Annotated in this window: 19 protein-coding genes; 8 read left to right on the top strand and 11 right to left on the bottom strand. The window is 59.1% G+C overall.

Annotation, left to right across the window (positions count from 1 at the left end; all coding sequences use genetic code 11):
• The first annotated feature begins 27 nt into the window (after positions 1–27).
• Positions 28–1,317, top strand: coding sequence for a uracil permease (gene uraA / locus J9788_RS18565; RefSeq protein ID WP_033651534.1), 1,290 nt, complete (start codon positions 28–30; stop codon positions 1,315–1,317).
• A 47-nt stretch (positions 1,318–1,364) separates the two neighbouring features.
• On the opposite strand, the gene J9788_RS18560 is transcribed toward uraA, so the two are convergent.
• Entirely contained in the window at positions 1,365–1,613 is a 249-nt protein-coding gene (locus tag J9788_RS18560) for a GlsB/YeaQ/YmgE family stress response membrane protein (protein WP_016926728.1), read from the bottom strand.
• A 33-nt stretch (positions 1,614–1,646) separates the two neighbouring features.
• Positions 1,647–2,162: a hypothetical protein gene (locus J9788_RS18555; RefSeq protein WP_016926729.1), complete on the bottom strand. Its 516-nt coding sequence runs from the start codon at positions 2,160–2,162 to the stop codon at positions 1,647–1,649.
• Positions 2,163–2,434: 272 nt separating this feature from the next.
• Here J9788_RS18555 and hda point away from each other — a divergent pair, with 272 nt between their 5' ends.
• Positions 2,435–3,136, top strand: a complete 702-nt coding sequence (gene hda, locus J9788_RS18550) for a DnaA inactivator Hda (protein ID WP_025159568.1) — start codon at positions 2,435–2,437, stop codon at positions 3,134–3,136.
• A 13-nt stretch (positions 3,137–3,149) separates the two neighbouring features.
• Here hda and J9788_RS18545 read toward each other — a convergent pair whose 3' ends face one another.
• The 4 genes from J9788_RS18545 to J9788_RS18530 all read right to left on the bottom strand — a co-directional run bounded on the left by J9788_RS18545 (position 3,150) and on the right by J9788_RS18530 (position 5,977).
• Positions 3,150–3,689: an AlpA family transcriptional regulator gene (locus J9788_RS18545; protein WP_182265508.1), complete on the bottom strand. Its 540-nt coding sequence runs from the start codon at positions 3,687–3,689 to the stop codon at positions 3,150–3,152.
• 13 nt (positions 3,690–3,702) lie between these two features.
• A complete protein-coding gene (locus tag J9788_RS18540) occupies positions 3,703–3,933 on the bottom strand; it encodes a hypothetical protein (protein ID WP_033644019.1) in 231 nt (76 codons plus the stop codon).
• A 200-nt stretch (positions 3,934–4,133) separates the two neighbouring features.
• Positions 4,134–4,487 carry an arsenate reductase (glutaredoxin) gene (gene arsC, locus J9788_RS18535; RefSeq protein ID WP_033644018.1) on the bottom strand — a complete coding sequence of 118 codons (354 nt, stop codon included), beginning with the start codon at positions 4,485–4,487 and terminating at the stop codon, positions 4,134–4,136.
• A gap of 20 nt (positions 4,488–4,507) precedes the next feature.
• Positions 4,508–5,977 (bottom strand): M48 family metallopeptidase, encoded by a 1,470-nt coding sequence (locus J9788_RS18530; protein ID WP_033651532.1) that lies wholly within the window; start codon positions 5,975–5,977, stop codon positions 4,508–4,510.
• 340 nt (positions 5,978–6,317) lie between these two features.
• Here J9788_RS18530 and J9788_RS18525 point away from each other — a divergent pair, with 340 nt between their 5' ends.
• Both J9788_RS18525 and J9788_RS18520 read left to right on the top strand, forming a co-directional pair.
• Positions 6,318–6,857 carry an Rrf2 family transcriptional regulator gene (locus J9788_RS18525; RefSeq protein WP_033644016.1) on the top strand — a complete coding sequence of 180 codons (540 nt, stop codon included), beginning with the start codon at positions 6,318–6,320 and terminating at the stop codon, positions 6,855–6,857.
• 160 nt (positions 6,858–7,017) lie between these two features.
• Positions 7,018–8,226, top strand: coding sequence for an NAD(P)/FAD-dependent oxidoreductase (locus J9788_RS18520; RefSeq protein ID WP_182265507.1), 1,209 nt, complete (start codon positions 7,018–7,020; stop codon positions 8,224–8,226).
• 33 nt (positions 8,227–8,259) lie between these two features.
• On the opposite strand, the gene J9788_RS18515 is transcribed toward J9788_RS18520, so the two are convergent.
• The gene (locus J9788_RS18515) at positions 8,260–8,721 is read right to left on the bottom strand and encodes an Lrp/AsnC family transcriptional regulator (protein WP_004941672.1); all 462 of its coding nucleotides are present in this window, start codon (positions 8,719–8,721) and stop codon (positions 8,260–8,262) included.
• A 194-nt stretch (positions 8,722–8,915) separates the two neighbouring features.
• Between J9788_RS18515 and J9788_RS18510 the strand changes: the two genes are divergently transcribed.
• Positions 8,916–9,533 carry a LysE family translocator gene (locus J9788_RS18510; RefSeq protein ID WP_033651530.1) on the top strand — a complete coding sequence of 206 codons (618 nt, stop codon included), beginning with the start codon at positions 8,916–8,918 and terminating at the stop codon, positions 9,531–9,533.
• A gap of 2 nt (positions 9,534–9,535) precedes the next feature.
• Here J9788_RS18510 and J9788_RS18505 read toward each other — a convergent pair whose 3' ends face one another.
• On the bottom strand, positions 9,536–9,988 hold the full coding sequence (locus J9788_RS18505) for a GNAT family N-acetyltransferase (protein ID WP_046897411.1): 453 nt from the start codon (positions 9,986–9,988) through the stop codon (positions 9,536–9,538).
• A gap of 30 nt (positions 9,989–10,018) precedes the next feature.
• The gene (locus J9788_RS18500) at positions 10,019–10,231 is read right to left on the bottom strand and encodes a hypothetical protein (RefSeq protein WP_046897412.1); all 213 of its coding nucleotides are present in this window, start codon (positions 10,229–10,231) and stop codon (positions 10,019–10,021) included.
• Positions 10,232–11,088: 857 nt separating this feature from the next.
• Here J9788_RS18500 and J9788_RS18495 point away from each other — a divergent pair.
• Positions 11,089–12,165 carry an AI-2E family transporter gene (locus J9788_RS18495; protein WP_033644006.1) on the top strand — a complete coding sequence of 359 codons (1,077 nt, stop codon included), beginning with the start codon at positions 11,089–11,091 and terminating at the stop codon, positions 12,163–12,165.
• 43 nt (positions 12,166–12,208) lie between these two features.
• Here the strand turns inward: J9788_RS18495 and bcp are convergent, their stop codons facing one another.
• Together bcp and J9788_RS18485 are read right to left on the bottom strand one after the other, a co-directional pair.
• Entirely contained in the window at positions 12,209–12,673 is a 465-nt protein-coding gene (bcp, locus tag J9788_RS18490) for a thioredoxin-dependent thiol peroxidase (RefSeq protein WP_033635500.1), read from the bottom strand.
• A 2-nt stretch (positions 12,674–12,675) separates the two neighbouring features.
• The gene (locus tag J9788_RS18485) at positions 12,676–13,281 is read right to left on the bottom strand and encodes a glycine cleavage system transcriptional repressor (RefSeq protein ID WP_369795937.1); all 606 of its coding nucleotides are present in this window, start codon (positions 13,279–13,281) and stop codon (positions 12,676–12,678) included.
• Positions 13,282–13,391: 110 nt separating this feature from the next.
• Here J9788_RS18485 and dapA point away from each other — a divergent pair, with 110 nt between their 5' ends.
• Positions 13,392–14,273 (top strand): 4-hydroxy-tetrahydrodipicolinate synthase, encoded by an 882-nt coding sequence (gene dapA, locus J9788_RS18480; RefSeq protein ID WP_033644005.1) that lies wholly within the window; start codon positions 13,392–13,394, stop codon positions 14,271–14,273.
• Between the two features lie 16 nt (positions 14,274–14,289).
• Entirely contained in the window at positions 14,290–15,342 is a 1,053-nt protein-coding gene (gene bamC, locus J9788_RS18475) for an outer membrane protein assembly factor BamC (RefSeq protein WP_094142295.1), read from the top strand.
• The last annotated feature ends 57 nt before the right edge of the window (positions 15,343–15,399 follow it).

Here is a 15,399-nt window from a genome sequence, read left to right as displayed (position 1 = left end):
AAACCAATAAACCGAGGAAAAGCACACATGACCCGTCGCGCCATCGGCGTCAGCGAGCGCCCGCCGCTGCTCCAGACCATTCCGCTCAGCTTCCAGCACCTGTTCGCCATGTTCGGCGCCACCGTGCTGGTGCCTATCCTGTTCAAGATCAACCCGGCGACCGTACTGTTGTTCAACGGCATCGGCACGCTGCTGTATCTGTTCATCTGTAAAGGCAAGATCCCGGCCTACCTCGGTTCCAGCTTCGCGTTTATCTCGCCGGTGCTGCTGCTGTTGCCGCTCGGTTATGAAGTGGCGTTGGGCGGTTTCATCATGTGCGGCGTGCTGTTCTGCCTGGTGGCGCTGATCGTGAAAAAGGCCGGCACCGGCTGGCTGGACGTGATGTTCCCACCGGCGGCGATGGGGGCGATCGTCGCCGTTATCGGCCTGGAGTTGGCGGGCGTGGCGGCCAATATGGCGGGGCTGCTGCCGGCGGAAGGCGCCAGCGCCGACTCGACCACCATCACCATTTCGCTGGTGACGCTGGCGGTCACGGTGCTCGGTTCAGTACTGTTCCGCGGCTTCCTGGCGATTATCCCGATCCTGATCGGCGTGCTGGTGGGCTATGCGCTGTCGTTCTTCATGGGCGTGGTGGATTTGACCCCGATCCGCGAGGCGCACTGGTTCGCGCTGCCGACCTTCTACACCCCGCGCTTTGAGTGGTTCGCCATCTTCACCATTCTGCCGGCGGCGCTGGTGGTGATCGCCGAGCACGTCGGCCACCTGGTGGTGACCGCCAACATCGTGAAAAAAGACCTGATCCGCGATCCTGGCCTGCACCGCTCGATGTTCGCCAACGGCATCTCGACGGTATTCTCCGGCTTCTTCGGCTCCACGCCGAACACCACCTACGGCGAGAACATTGGCGTGATGGCCATTACCAAGGTCTACAGCACCTGGGTGATCGGCGGCGCGGCGGTGCTGGCGATCCTGTTGTCCTGCATCGGTAAGCTGGCGGCGGCGATCCAGGCGGTGCCGGTGCCGGTGATGGGCGGCGTTTCGCTGCTGCTGTACGGTGTGATCGGCGCTTCGGGCATTCGCGTGCTGATCGAATCCAAAGTGGATTACAACAAAGCGCAGAACCTGATTTTGACCTCGGTGATCCTGATCATCGGCGTGAGCGGCGCCAAGGTGCACATCGGCGCGGCGGAGCTGAAAGGCATGGCGCTGGCGACCATCGTCGGCATTGGCCTGAGCCTGCTGTTCAAGGTCATCAGCCTGTTCCGCAAGGAAGAAGAGGTGCTTGACGCGCCGGACGAATCGGCGGAGCAGAAGTAACGAAAAGGGCAGTCCAGGGGCTGCCCTTTTGACTTATGGCATTCGCCTTAGCTGCGAATTTTGCGGTACACGAACAGCACCACGATGGCGCCGATAACCGCTACCACGAAGCTGCCGAAGTTGAAGCCGTCAACCTTGCCGTAGCCGAAGAAGGTGCTGATATAGCCGCCGACCACGGCGCCGATGATCCCCAGCACGACGGTCAGAATAAAGCCGCCGCCGTCTTTGCCGGGCATGATCCACTTAGCCAAAATACCGGCGATCAGGCCGAAGATAATCCAGGAAATAATCCCCATTTACTGCTCCTTTCTTTGGTGGCTGAGAATAGCTTACTGCTGGGTGGCCGGCTGAGTATTGCCGTTCACCGCCGCATCGGTCTCTTGTTTCAACTCTTGCGCTTTGTTTTCGGCGCTGTTCTTGATGGCTTCGGTCTTCGCCTTGGCCTGCTCGGTCAGATCGTTGGCGCCGTTGATGGCGTCGTTTTTGATGGCCTTGGCCTGATCCACCAACTGCTGGCTCTGTTTGCCTGCGTCGTCTTTGATCGCGGCGGCTTTGGCCTTGGCGTCGTTGGTGATGGCGTCCGCCTGCTTGGCGGCGTCTTCTTTAATCGCCGAAGCTTTGTCTTTCAGCTGATCCGCCTGAGTGGCGGCCTCTTTTTTGATTTCATCCGCCGTCGCTTTCGCTTTGTCCGTCAGATCGTCCGCTTTTTTCTGGGCGGCGTCTTTCATCTGCTCGGCGCTGTCTTTGGCTTTATCCAGGTTGGCGTCAACCTTGGAGGAGTCATCACAGCCGGCAACCAACAACCCGATAAAGGAGGCCAACAGCACTTTATTCCATACTTTCATCGTCTATATCCTTGCAGAAACCTTGTTGATGGTGATTGCATTTAGCTTACCTATACTAGGTCAGATTTTACTTAAATTACAAATTTAACCTGCGCAGGCATGGAGTTAGGGAATGATATCGGATAATTCTTGCCTCGGCGGGCGCCGCCGCCAATCAAGCGGCGCTTAGGCATTGTTCACTATTGCGGCATAAGATCCTGCCGGTTCAACAGCGCCCGTTTTCTGTGTTAAACTGCCCACGTTTTTCTGCCAGTTTTGGTTGAGGTGCTTCTCTGAATACGCCGGCACAGCTTTCACTGCCACTTTATCTTCCCGATGATGAAACTTTCGCCAGTTTTTATCCGGGCGAGAACCCATCCCTATTAGCCGCGATCCAATCCGCCGTCCGTCAGGAACATGGCAGCTATATCTATTTCTGGTCGCGTGAAGGCGGCGGGCGCAGCCATCTGCTGCATGCGGCCTGCGCCGAGCTTTCGCAGAAAGGTGAAGCGGTGGGCTATGTGCCGCTCGACAAGCGCGCCTACTTCGTGCCTGAAGTGTTGGACGGCATGGAGCAGCTGGCGCTGGTCTGCATCGACAATATCGAATGCATCGCCGGCGACGAAGAGTGGGAGATGGCGATCTTCAACCTCTACAACCGCATCCTGGAAACCGGCCGCACCCGTTTGTTCATCACCGGGGATCGTCCGCCGCGTCAGCTGAACCTGCGTTTACCGGATCTGGCTTCGCGCCTGGACTGGGGGCAGATCTACAAGTTGCAGCCGCTGTCGGACGAAGAGAAATTGCTGGCGCTGCAGCTGCGCGGCAAACTGCGCGGCTTCGAGCTGCCGGAAGACGTGGGCCGCTTCCTGTTGAAACGGCTGGATCGCGAGATGCGCACGCTGTTTATGACCCTCGATCAACTCGATCGCGCCTCGATCACCGCCCAACGCAAGCTCACCATCCCGTTCGTTAAAGAGATCCTGGGGCTGTAACGGGCTAATCTGCCTATTTTTCCGCGTGTTCCAGCAGGGAGCAGTAGTGCTCAACCTGCTGGCGTTGCCGATCGCTTCGCAGTTGCAAAGCGAGATTGATATGTTCCAGACACTGCGCATTGTCTGCAAGCCGTGGGTCGATTTTCCCCTGCTGTGCCAACCAGGCCGCCACGTCAGCCCAGCGCCACAGCGGTGAGGCGCCGCCGAGCCGTTGAATGGGGGAAGGGAAGCCGCCGGGGCCGCGAGTCCCGTCTTTTAGCATGGTGATTGCCTGACGCGACAGTTCAGTGAGCTCGGCAATATCGCTTAATCCCACCAGACTGGAGTCCACCGATATCACCTTGGCGCCAATATTTGCGGATTCAATATCGCTGATGGCGCTGCAAATCGCGTGCGCAAAGTTATCGCTTTCTCGATCAAACTCGAGATAGACGGCTTTACCGTAGAAACAGATCAGCGCGTCATCGCATCCCGCTGCATACAATGCATCCTCCAGCCCGGTGGTATCGGCGGTGACCCCATCCAGCGTCAATGAGAAATGATAGAGCGTCATGGTGATTCTCCGGTTATTTTTTCTGCGACAGCGCCAGGCAGTGATCGACTTTGCGCCGAATCTGTTTGGCATGTACCTCTGGGTTTTTTGGCGTGCTCCAGATGCTCATCATATGTTCTTGATGCCCGGCAAAGGCGCAATGTAGTCGGCCAAATGCGTGCCCCTTGCTGGGCCGAAAATGCCAACCCTGAGAAAGGGCGTAAGCTAATGCCGCCTGAATGTGCTTGTCTGGGTGTTTTTTCATCGCTCGTCCAGTGATGCGATCAGGGTAGGTGGGGTGTTGACGATTGTCAACGGCTGTTTCACCGAGAGATTTGGCGTTTGCGCAGCATAGCAGCGGAAGAAGACTGTGATGATGAAAAGTATTTATATAACAACTAATTAAAAATAGCCCTGTTCAGGGCTATTGGTATTTTGCGATTCAATAAGAGATTTGCCGGACGATTACAAAATCTCCAGCACCTGCTCCGGCGGCCGGCCGATGCGCGCCTTGCTGCCTTTCACCACGATCGGGCGTTCGATCAGTTTCGGGTTCGCCGTCATCGCCGCCAGCAGCTGCTCTTCGCTCAGGCTTTCGTCCGCCAGCTTCAATTCCTTGTACAGATCTTCTTTTTTGCGCATCAGCTCGCGCGCGGATGTGAAGCCCAGTTCCTTCAACAGCTTTTTCAGCTCATCGACCGTAGGGGGCGTTTCGAGGTACAGCACCACCTTGGGATCGACGCCGTGCTGTTCCAGCAGCGCCAGGGTTTCACGGCTCTTGGAGCAGCGCGGGTTGTGGTAAATCGTGACGTTTTTCATGGCGTTCATTCCTTGTTGAATCAGCTGCGCTGGTATTGGCGGAAGCGCTGTTGCAGTTGGCGCAGCTGGTCGATGCGCGCATCGTAGCGCGCCTGTTTCAGGCTGCCGAGTTTTTGCAGCGAGCTGGCATTGCTGAGCAGGCCGATAGCCTGATCGAGCCGGCCGTTCAGCGCCAGGCTTTCGGCGCGGGCCGACAGCTCTTCATCGCGCAGCCCCTGAGCGGCGCTGGCCTGCGCCAGCAGATCCCAGCCGTTCGGATCGTCCGGATGGGCAAAGGTGTAGCGGTTCAGGATCTTCGACGCCTGCGCCGGCTGGTTGCCTTCGACATAGGCATTGGCCAGGTTGAGTTGCAGCACTGGGTTGTTGTTCTGGGCGGCGTTGGCCGCCTGCAGGCGGGCGATGGCCTGCGGCGCGCGTTTCTGGCCGAGATCGATATCGGTCATCAGGTCAATCAGCCAGACGTTTTTCGCATCCTGCGCCAGCATCGGTTGAATGATATTGCGCGCGTCGTCGTATTTTTTCGCTTCATAGAACAGGATGGCGCGGCCGTATTTGGCGGCCGCCTGTTCGCGTACGTTCCCCTTGCTGAGCGAGCCGAGCAGCTCTTCATTCAGGCCATAGCCTTCCGAGCTGTACATGCCCAGTGCGCGCACCTTGGCCATCAGGTAATCCTGCGAAGACTGCACGATGTGTTTCTGCATCTGGTTGGCGCGGTTGCGCGCGTCGGAGAGACGGCTGTCCGGCAGCGGGTGCGTCAGCAGCATTTCCGGCGGCTTGGAGGCGTAACGCGACTGATCCGAGAGTTTCTGCAGGAAGTCGGGCATCGCTTCCGGATCGAAACCGGCGCGCTGCAGCACCTGAATGCCGATGCGATCGGCTTCCTGTTCGTTCGATTGGGTAAAGCTGATCATGCCCTGCTGGGTACCGGCCATGGTGCCGCTCAGCGCCGCCATGCCCATGGTCGGGTTGGCCATCGCCAGCAGGATGGAACCAAGCGCGCCCACCCAGGTCAACGGGGCGTTGCGTTGCTGATCTTCCATTGCGCGCGCCAGGTGGCGCTGGGTGACGTGCGAGATTTCGTGCGCCAGCACCGAGGCCAGCTGGCTTTCGTTGTCGCTGACGCGGAACAGGGCGGAATGCAGCACCACGTTGCCGCCGAAGAAGGCGAAGGCGTTGATTTCGTCGTTGCGCACCAGATAGAAATGGAACGGCGTGCGCACCGAATAGGCGCTGGCCACCAGCCGGTTGCCCAGTTGGTTGATGTATTGACTCAGCAGCGGATCGTTGATCAGCGGGGCGCTGGCGCGCAGTTGGCGCACGTAGAAGTCGCCCATCGCCAGCTCTTGTCCGATGCTCAGGGTGCCGCCGGCGGAGGTGCCCATATCCGGCAACTGGTCCTGGCTTTCCGCCTGTGCTGGCGCCAGGGCGGTGGCGTTCAACGTGCCGAGCAACAGCACCGCTAATGCGGTTTTGGTCAACCGGTTGGTCATAGTCAGGCGTTTCCCTTAAATAATCATTTCTAAGACGTCAGCAGCAGACAAGAGTTCTTTATTCCCACGGCGCGATCCGCGTGAAAGTGCGGCGGATCACAAACCGCCGCGACGGCAATCATCACATCATAGTCAGCGGCAGGCGACAAGGAAACGTTAGCCGGGGGCGAATCGGGCAAAAAAGTTTTATTTTTCATTTCGTAGGGCGTTTTCTCCGTCTGGAGCGAGACGGAACTTCAATAAAACACGGATAAAGTTAGTCTGTGTTTTATTGACAAGATAAACGCAGACTCATATAGTCTGCGTTATTGAAGGTTTACTGACGGTCAAAAACGGACATATGGCGTACATCACAACCAGCGTTGAATATGGCATCCACTGCCTGCTGTGGCTGGTCGGCGATAACCAGCGCGCGCTCAGCAGCCGCGAACTCGCCGAACTGCAAGGGATCTCCCCCAGCTTTCTGGCCAAGATTTTCCCTAAGCTGGAAAAGGCGGGCATCGTCGCCGCCAGTGAAGGGGTGCGCGGCGGTTACCGGCTGGCCCGTCCGGCGAAAGAGATCAGCTTTCTGGAGATTATCGACGCCATCGAGGGGCACAAGCCGCTGTTCGATTGCCAGGAGGTGCGCGGGCGCTGTGCGGTGTTCGATGATTCCCCGCCGGAATGGGCGGTCTCCGGCAAATGCGCTATCCATGCGGTGATGCTGCAGGCGGAGAAGGCGATGCGCGATGCGCTGGCGGCGCAGACCCTCGGCGACGTCGCTGCCCGTTTTGGCCGCAAGGCGCCACAGGGCTTCTTCGGCGAGGTCAATATCTGGCTCGACGAGCGCATGACGGAACGCACCGCGCGCAGCGGCAAAACGGCTCGCGCCAAGACCTAGATTCCGCCTTTCCTTAAAACAAAACACATTTTTTCCCGCCTCTTCGGAAGGGGCGGGCGGTCCTTCTGCACCCTGCGACGGGAGCGGAACGGCGCCGTTCATCCGAAAAAACTGCGGGCAGCCTCGTCGCCCGGTCAACCCTGTATGAAGGAGTCATCCCATGACGCAGAAAATAGTGATTGCCGGTTCCGGTTTTGCCGGTTTTTGGGCCGCCGTGTCCGCCATGCGCGCCATTACCCTTGCCGGTAAGCATGACGATATCGAGGTGCTGATGATTTCGCCGACGCCAACGGTCACCATCCGGCCACGCCTGTATGAAGCGGTGCTGGAAAACATGAACCCCGACATTTCCGCGCAGCTCACCGCCGTCGGTGCGCGGCACCTGGCCGGGACGGTGGAACGTATCGACGCCGCCGCCAAAACGCTCAGGGTGGCGCCGGCGGTGGGGGAACCCCTTGAGTTGGTCTACGATCGTTTGGTGTGGGCCACCGGCAGTCGGCTTTCCGTGCCTGCGGTGCCGGGCTTTGCCGAATACGGTTTCAACGTCGATACGCTGGAAAGCGCACAGCGCTTGGGCGCTCATATCAAAGCGCTGGCGGCCAAACCGTCAACGCCGGCGCGCAACACCGCCGTGGTGGTGGGAGCGGGGCTGACCGGGCTGGAGAGCGCCGCGGAGATGCCGCAGCGGCTGCGCGATGCGCTGGGGCAAAACGAGAATGTGCGCGTGGTGATCGTCGATAGCGCCCCGGAAGTGGGTGCAGGAATGGGCGCGGAGCCGGGGACGGTGATTCGCCAGGCGCTGGCGGAGTGCGGCGTGGAAGCGCGAGCCGGCCTGCGCGTTTCGGCTATCGATGCCGAGGGGGTGATGCTGTCGAACGGTGAGCGTATCGCCGCCAACACGGTGATCCTGGCGGCAGGCGTGCGTGCGCATCCGCTGACCGAGCAAATCCCCGGCGAACGTGACGCTAATGGCCGAGTGATCGGCGACGCCTTCCTGCGCGCGCCGGCGGCGGCGGGCATTTTCGTGACCGGCGATACGGTGAAAGCGGCGACCGACGATCTCGGTAACCACAATCTGATGACCTGCCAGCATGCGATGAGCCTCGGCCGCGTCGCCGGTCACAATGCGGCGGCGGAGTTGGTGGGGTTGCCGACGCACACGTATAGCCAGCCGAAGTATGTGACCTGTCTGGATCTTGGCCCCTGGGGCGCGCTGTATACCGAAGGCTGGCAGCGCCAGGTGCGCTTTACCCGTCAGGAAGGCAAAAAGATTAAACAGGAGATTAACACGCAGTGGATTTACCCACCGGCGGCGGACCGCGAGGCGTTGTTCGCCGTCGCCAATCCGGATTTCGTGATTGTGCCTTAAAAGATAAAAACGGGAGCGGCAACGCTCCCGTCGTCATTTCCCCAGCGGCAGGAACGAGCGTTCCGGCACCACGGTTTTCATCACCAGCGTGGAGCTCAGGCGCTGCACGCCCGGCAGGGCGGAGAGCTTCTCGTCGTAAAGCTGCTGAAAGGCGGGCAGATCGCGGGCGATAACGTGCAGCAGATAGTCGGGATCGCCAAACAACCGCTGCGCTTGCACCACTTGCGGAATGTCCACCATGGCGTTTTCAAAGGTTTCGACGGCGCGGCGATCGCCTTCGCGCATGGTGACGAACACCAGTGCAGAGAAGTTGTAGCCCAGGCTGCCGGGATCGAGCTGGGCGCGGTAACCCCTGATCACTCCAGACTCCTCTAATGCCCGCACCCGGCGGTGGCAGGGGGATACGCTCAAACCGATCCGCTCGGCCAACTCGGTCACCGACAAACGGCCGTCAGCCTGCAGTTCAGCAAGAATCTTGCGATCAATCTTGTCCATTTGGAAAAATTTCCCCGTTTATGCCGATTTCAGGCAAGTAATTGAAAGCACATTTTAACGCCTTGAGGATATTCTTGCCATCTGTTGAACGGTTTTGACGGCCGCCGCGGCAGGCGGGGGCCGTACTTATTCTACGAGGAAAACGCGATGGTTCTCTGTTCGGTGCGGCGCTGTGCGTTTAAGAGGGCGCCGGCATGACGCTCGCTCTGTTCGCCGCTTTTTGGGCGGTGTCGATTCTGTTGGTGATCACGCCGGGGATGGATTGGGCTTACGTGATCTCGGCGGGCATTCGCGGCCGGGTGGTGGTGCCCGCCGTCGCCGGTTTGTTGTTCGGCCACCTGCTGATGATTGCGATCGTGGTGGCGGGCGTCGGCGCGTTGCTGGTCGGCAATCCGCTGGCGCTGACGGCGCTCACCTTGCTGGGGGCGGCTTACCTGCTGTGGATCGGTTTCAATATGCTGCTGCATCCGCCGGTGCCGGGCGCCGGTGAGGATCAGCGTTCCGATTCCTGGCTGCGCTGGGCCGGCAAGGGCGTGTGCGTCAGCGGCCTGAACCCCAAGGTGTTTCTGCTGTTTCTGGCGCTGTTGCCGCAGTTTACCGACGCCCGGGCCGAGTGGTCGGTGCCGATGCAGATGCTGGCGTTGGGCGCCGTGCATTTGATCAGCTGCGGCCTGGTGTATCTGCTGGTGGGATTCGGTTCACAGTCCGTGCTGCGCACGCGCCCGCAGGCAGCGAAGGGGGTGGGGCGCATCTCCGGTGCGGCGATGATCGTCATCGCGCTCGGGCTGCTGGCCGAGCAGGCGCTGAAATAGCCTTACCGTCGGTAGATGTCCGGCCGGGCGATCTGCCAGACAAAGTCGGGGTGGTTGATGGCCGAATAGCCCACTTTCTCATAGAGCCAGGGGGCGGTGCTGGTGACCAGCATGACTCGCCTCAGCTTCGCCATCAGCGGATGGGCCTGGCAGCATTCCGCCAGCCACAGACCCAGCCCGCTTTTTTGATGCGTCTCCAGCACGTACACGTCGCACAGATAGCCGAAAGTGGCGTAATCGGTGACCAGCCGGGCGAAACCGATCTGCCTGGCCTCGTGATATAAACCGAAGCACAGGCTGTGGGTGAGGGACTGGCGGACGGTTTCTTTATCGATTCCCTCGGCCCATGAGGAACGGGTCAGAAAAGCGTGGATGGCATCGAGATCCAGCAGGGCGGGATCGGTGCTGACGAGATAGTCCGCACGCCGCCAGACAAGTGGGGAAGGTATGGTCATGCTATTCCTTTTCTTTTCGTTAACGCATCGCTACTGGCGGTGGACCAAACCGGTGATTAAATCCAGCGCGTCGTCCGCCGCCGCGACTTCACTTTCGCTGAGCGCCTGCCGCTCGATGAAGCTCTCGATAGCTTCCAGCAGAGAGAAGACGCTGATTTCATCCCCTATTTTCACGACTTCGCATACGCCGCGCCCAATTGCCTGGCAGATCGCCTCATCAAATTCAAATGGCTTGTTGTTCATCTCTCCCCCGACGGCATTTGGGATTATGACGACCATGTTACCGGTTTTTACACGGCGGCGGTCTGACGAAAATCCCATTTCTTTTCGTTGCTGCAGAATGGCTCACGATCGCGTGCGTTGGCGAAATTCTGATTTCCTTACGGCGGTCAGATTTCCCTTGAGACCGCCTGAGCGGCGCGGTATTGTCGCCAAATGACGACAATACCGCCTCATTGTCCGCATAAAAAATTTATGACGTTATCATCCCTTCATCCCGCTGCCGTGCGGGATTTTTTTATGAGGTTTTTCTCAAAGTGCGGAGAACCTCGACGCGATCGCTTGCCATGCTCTGAGAATAATCCTAGCTTGAAATAGTCATTTAGGGTTAGCAATCCCTCATGACCTCCTTGTAATACTTGATGCACCAGAACGTTTTCTCCCCCCGCTTAGGCGGGGGTTTTTAATGGGGTGCATCGGCAGAGGCCTTCAACGTAAAGAACCGACAGAGTTCGTGGCGATAATCGGTTTACGCATCAAGGGACAGGACAATGAAAAATGATCTGGCGGCGGCGATCGCCATCGGCTGTGTGTTGTTGTTCGCATTGGCGGTCGGTTCGCCGCTCTCCATCAGTGCCTCGCTGTAATCTTCTGCGGCCCCGCCCGGGGCCGTTCACCGACTCTGACGCGGCGTCTGCGGATTTTTGCGCCGATCGCCTGCCCGCGCGATAAATTCAGCCAAATCGCTGTTGATGTATGGCGAACTTTGAGTACTCTGAGTGCTTTGCACACCCCCACGTGCGCCGTTCTATCTATGCTTTAATCAGGCCCATCACAGGAATCGCCATGCCCGCCCGTCAAATCTCGAGGAGCCCGCTCTGATGCTGGAGATGCTATTACAGTGGTACCGCCGCCGTTTCACCGATCCACAGGCTATCGCGTTGCTGGTGATCCTGGTCGCCGGCTTCCTCATTCTCTATTTTCTGCACGGCATTCTGACCCCGCTGCTGGTCGCCATCGTGCTGGCGTATCTGCTGGAGTGGCCGACCGCGCGCCTGCAGCGCATCGGCTGTTCGCGCACCTGGGCGGCGAGCATCATGCTGCTGGTGTTCGCGGGCGTCGCCATGCTGCTGGTGTTCGTCGTCGCGCCGACCGCCTGGCAGCAGGGCATCAATCTGATGAGCGATCTGCCGGGCATGCTCAACCAGTTCTATAACTTTGCCGCGACGCTGCCGAAGCGTTATCCGGCGCTGGTGGATGCCGGCATCATCGACATGATGGCGGAAAATCTGCGCAGCCGGCTGTCCGGCATGGGCGAATCGGTGGTGAAATTCTCGCTGGCGTCGCTGGTCGGCCTGTTGACGCTGGCTATCTACCTGATCCTGGTGCCGATGATGATGTTCTTCCTGTTGAAAGACAAAGAGCAGCTGCTGAACGCGGTGCGCCGCGTGTTGCCGCGCAATCGCGGTCTGGCGGGGCAGGTCTGGAACGAGATGAATCAGCAGATCACCAACTATATTCGCGGCAAGGTGCTGGAGATGGTGATTGTCGGCGTGGCGACCTACCTGGTGTTCGCCGTGCTGGACATGCGCTACTCGCTGCTGCTGGCGGTGCTGGTGGGTTTTTCGGTGCTGATCCCCTATATCGGCGCGGTGCTGGTCACCATACCGGTGGTGGTGGTGGCGCTGTTCCAGTGGGGCGTCGGCGCCGATTTCTGGACGCTGATCGTCGCCTATCTGGTGGTGCAGGGGCTGGACGGCAACCTGTTGGTGCCGATCCTGTTCTCCGAGGCGGTCAACCTGCATCCGCTGGTGATTATCCTGTCGGTGATTGTGTTCGGCGGCATGTGGGGCTTCTGGGGCGTGTTTTTCGCCATACCGCTGGCGACGCTGGTGAAGGCGGTGATTCACGCCTGGCCGGATGAGCTGCGGGTCGAGGTGGAGGACAAGGCCGGCTGACGGAAGGAGACGAAGCGCAGCAGGCCGCTGCGCTTCGTGAGAATTACTGCTGCAGGTAGTTCAGAACGATGTCGTGGTGATTGGTGGTTTTGAAATCATCAAACACTTTTTCAATCTTGCCTTTGGCGTCGATCAGGAAGCTGATGCGGTGAATGCCGTCATAGGTCTTGCCCATGAAGGTTTTCTCGCCCCACACGCCAAACTGTTGCGATACCTGATGGTCTTCATCAGACAACAGCGTGAAGTTGAGCAGCTCCTTTTCGGCGAAGCGCGACAGTTTTTCCGGTTTGTCGGTGCTGATGCCCAGCACTTCGACGCCGGCCTTTTTCAATTCGTCCATGTTGTCCCGCAGGCCGCAGGCTTGCACGGTGCAGCCCGGCGTCATCGCCTTCGGATAGAAATAAACCAATACTCGCTGTCCCTGGAAGTCGGCCAAATTAATTTCCTCACCGTCCTGGTCAGGCAAACTAAATTTCGGCGCTGTGTCACCGGCTTTCAATGGGCTCATCACTACTCTCCATCTTTCTCATCATGCTGTGGATAGTTCACCACGCTAATACTGCCTTGCGCGTTCAATTCTGTACATAGGCGATGGAAGGCTTGCTCAATATTTGAGGCGTCCCGATCGCCGGAACTGTGGGCGGTGATTTGAATATACAGCTGCGGCGGCAGGTCGCCGTCCGCCGGCTGCGTGCGTGAGACCAGCTCGGCGATATTCATCTGGCTGGAGTCGAACAGATCGGTAAAACGTTCGATGATGTGCGGCGAGTCCTTCACCTCGACCTGAACCCACACGGTGGCCGGCATCGGCGGCCTTTCATGCGAGTTTGTGCGCTTCATCACGATCAGCAGCTCCAGCTCCGCGCCTTTTTGCGGCAGGGTGGATTCGATCAGGGTGATGGCGTTCCAGCTGCCGGACAGCAGCATGATGAACGTGAACTCCTCTCCCAGCATGGCCAGACGGCTATCTTCGATATTGCATCCGCAACTGCTGACGTGGCGGGTGATGGTATTGACGATTCCGGGGCGGTCGGCGCCGAGCGCGGTAATCACGAGATAGTGTTCGTCTGACTGAGGCAAAATGGCGCTTCCTGTCGTGCTTAATGGGGTTACCATGGTAAACATAAAAAAAACCGCCTGCCAAGCGCTTACAACGCGGTTGTGCGCTTGCTTTTGGATAGGCAGCAAAAGTACCATGAGTGACTTGTTTGTGGAGGGGACGGCCAATGTTTACGGGAAGTATTGTTGCACTGGTTACGCCGATGGACGACAAAGGTGCTGTCGATCGCGCGAGCCTGAAAAAATTGATCGATTATCATGTAGCCAGTGGCACCGCGGCGATCGTTTCCGTAGGGACCACCGGCGAGTCCGCAACGCTTGCCCATGACGAGCACGTTGACGTGGTGCTGCAGACGCTGGAGCTGGCCGACGGCCGCATCCCGGTGATCGCCGGCACCGGCGCCAACGCTACCGCCGAAGCCATCGCGCTCACCACCCGCTTCGCCAACACCGGCGTGGTGGGGTGTTTGACGGTGACGCCGTACTACAATAAGCCGACGCAGGAAGGGCTGTATCAGCACTTCAAGGCGATCGCCGAGAGCACCGAGCTGCCGCAGATCCTGTATAACGTGCCTTCGCGCACCGGCTGCGACATGCTGCCGCCGACCATCGCTCGGCTGGCGAAAATCAAGAATATTGTTGCTGTAAAAGAAGCGACGGGGAACTTAAGTCGCGTTAGTCAGATCCAAGTGCTGGTTGACGATGAAGACTTCATTTTGCTGAGCGGCGACGACGCCAGCGGGTTGGACTTCATGCAACTGGGCGGCAAAGGGGTGATTTCCGTGACGGCCAACGTGGCTGCGCGCGAGATGGCGGAACTTTGTGCGCTGGCGGCGCAGGGCAAATTCGCCGAAGCGCGCCGCTTAAATCAGCGCTTGATGCCGTTGCATCAGGATCTATTTGTAGAAGCAAACCCAATTCCGGTGAAGTGGGCCTGTAAGGCGTTGGGATTGATGGCAACCGATACGCTGCGTCTGCCGATGACGCCGTTGAGCGAAACCGCCCGCCCGGTGGTGGAGCGCGCGCTGAAAAGCGTCGGTTTGCTGTAACTCTAAAGGAAATTTGATGGCTTATTCATTGCAAAAGTCGACGGTAGCAAAAGTAGTGGGCATCTCTTTGGTGATGATGCTGGCGGCCTGCAGCAGCGATCAGCGCTACAAGCGCCAGGTCAGCGGCGACGAGGCTTACCTCGACGCGGCTCCGCTCAAGGCGCTGAACGCGCCGTCCGGCATGATCCTGCCGGTGCAGAGCGGCAACTATGACGTGCCCGCCGCGACGCTGCAAGGCAACGTCGGCAAGCAACTGGACATTCGTCCGCCGGTGCAGCCGTTGGCGCTGCTGAGCGGTTCTCGCGCGCAATACGCCGGCGACAGCGGCACGCTGCTGCTGGAAAACAGCCCGCAGAACCAAAACCTGTGGTCGCGCGTCGTCAGCCTGCTGCAGGCGAAGAACATCGCGATCGCTTCCCGCCAGGACGCCGGTCAGACCCTGACCACCGACTGGGTGAAGTGGAACCGTCTGGACGAAGACAACCAGTACGAAGGCCGTTATCAGATCAGCGTGCAGCAACAAGGCTACCAGCAGGCGCTGGTGGTGAAAAGCGTTGGCCTGCAGCAGCAGGGCAAGACCGAACAGGTCACCGATCAGTCTGAGATCCAGCGTTACAACGGCATGATGATCAACACCCTGATCGAAGGTCTGGACAAGCAGGACAACCTGGCGAGCAGCCAGACCGCCAGCCGCTTCGGCGCGCTGGACGTGCAGAGCGGCGCCGATGATACCGGCCTGCCGATGCTGGTCGTGCGCGGCCCGTATACCGTGGTGTGGGATCGCCTGCCGCCGGCGCTCGAAAAACTGGGGATGAAAGTGGGTGACCGCAGCCGTCCGCAGGGCACCGTTGCCGTGACCTACAAGTCCCTGAGCAGCAGCGATTGGGATGCGTTGGGCGTCAAGGATCCTGAGCTGGCGGAAGGGGATTACAAGCTGCAGGTCGGCGATCTCAACAACCGCACCAGCCTGCAATTCATCGATCCGAAAGGCAAACCGCTCACCCAGTCGAAAAACGACGCACTGGTGGCGGCATTCCAGTCTGCCTTCAGTAAAACCAGCGTTAAATAACCAAAAAGGGGCTTCGGCCCCTTTTTGTTTTGTCTATACGGTATCGTTTGCGTCGCA

The organism is Serratia sp. X10 (assembly GCF_017811775.1).
Classification (GTDB): Bacteria; Pseudomonadota; Gammaproteobacteria; order Enterobacterales; family Enterobacteriaceae; genus Serratia; species Serratia ureilytica.
This window is presented reverse-complemented; position numbering and strand designations above follow the sequence as displayed.

What these genes read in the sequence shown, in the direction of transcription:
- J9788_RS18540 (WP_033644019.1), bottom strand. Translation starts at nt 3,933, where the DNA reads ATGAAAAAACACCCAGACAAGCACATTCAGGCGGCATTAGCTTACGCC.
- J9788_RS18545 (WP_182265508.1), bottom strand. Translation starts at nt 3,689, where the DNA reads ATGACGCTCTATCATTTCTCATTGACGCTGGATGGGGTCACCGCCGAT.
- bcp (WP_033635500.1), bottom strand. Translation starts at nt 12,673, where the DNA reads ATGAGCCCATTGAAAGCCGGTGACACAGCGCCGAAATTTAGTTTGCCT.
- arsC (WP_033644018.1), bottom strand. Translation starts at nt 4,487, where the DNA reads ATGAAAAACGTCACGATTTACCACAACCCGCGCTGCTCCAAGAGCCGT.
- dapA (WP_033644005.1), top strand. Translation starts at nt 13,392, where the DNA reads ATGTTTACGGGAAGTATTGTTGCACTGGTTACGCCGATGGACGACAAA.
- J9788_RS18505 (WP_046897411.1), bottom strand. Translation starts at nt 9,988, where the DNA reads ATGACCATACCTTCCCCACTTGTCTGGCGGCGTGCGGACTATCTCGTC.
- J9788_RS18500 (WP_046897412.1), bottom strand. Translation starts at nt 10,231, where the DNA reads ATGAACAACAAGCCATTTGAATTTGATGAGGCGATCTGCCAGGCAATT.
- J9788_RS18515 (WP_004941672.1), bottom strand. Translation starts at nt 8,721, where the DNA reads ATGGACAAGATTGATCGCAAGATTCTTGCTGAACTGCAGGCTGACGGC.
- J9788_RS18530 (WP_033651532.1), bottom strand. Translation starts at nt 5,977, where the DNA reads ATGACCAACCGGTTGACCAAAACCGCATTAGCGGTGCTGTTGCTCGGC.
- J9788_RS18520 (WP_182265507.1), top strand. Translation starts at nt 7,018, where the DNA reads ATGACGCAGAAAATAGTGATTGCCGGTTCCGGTTTTGCCGGTTTTTGG.
- uraA (WP_033651534.1), top strand. Translation starts at nt 28, where the DNA reads ATGACCCGTCGCGCCATCGGCGTCAGCGAGCGCCCGCCGCTGCTCCAG.
- bamC (WP_094142295.1), top strand. Translation starts at nt 14,290, where the DNA reads ATGGCTTATTCATTGCAAAAGTCGACGGTAGCAAAAGTAGTGGGCATC.
- J9788_RS18525 (WP_033644016.1), top strand. Translation starts at nt 6,318, where the DNA reads ATGGCGTACATCACAACCAGCGTTGAATATGGCATCCACTGCCTGCTG.
- J9788_RS18555 (WP_016926729.1), bottom strand. Translation starts at nt 2,162, where the DNA reads ATGAAAGTATGGAATAAAGTGCTGTTGGCCTCCTTTATCGGGTTGTTG.
- J9788_RS18485 (WP_369795937.1), bottom strand. Translation starts at nt 13,281, where the DNA reads ATGGTAACCCCATTAAGCACGACAGGAAGCGCCATTTTGCCTCAGTCA.
- J9788_RS18560 (WP_016926728.1), bottom strand. Translation starts at nt 1,613, where the DNA reads ATGGGGATTATTTCCTGGATTATCTTCGGCCTGATCGCCGGTATTTTG.
- J9788_RS18510 (WP_033651530.1), top strand. Translation starts at nt 8,916, where the DNA reads ATGACGCTCGCTCTGTTCGCCGCTTTTTGGGCGGTGTCGATTCTGTTG.
- J9788_RS18495 (WP_033644006.1), top strand. Translation starts at nt 11,089, where the DNA reads ATGCTGGAGATGCTATTACAGTGGTACCGCCGCCGTTTCACCGATCCA.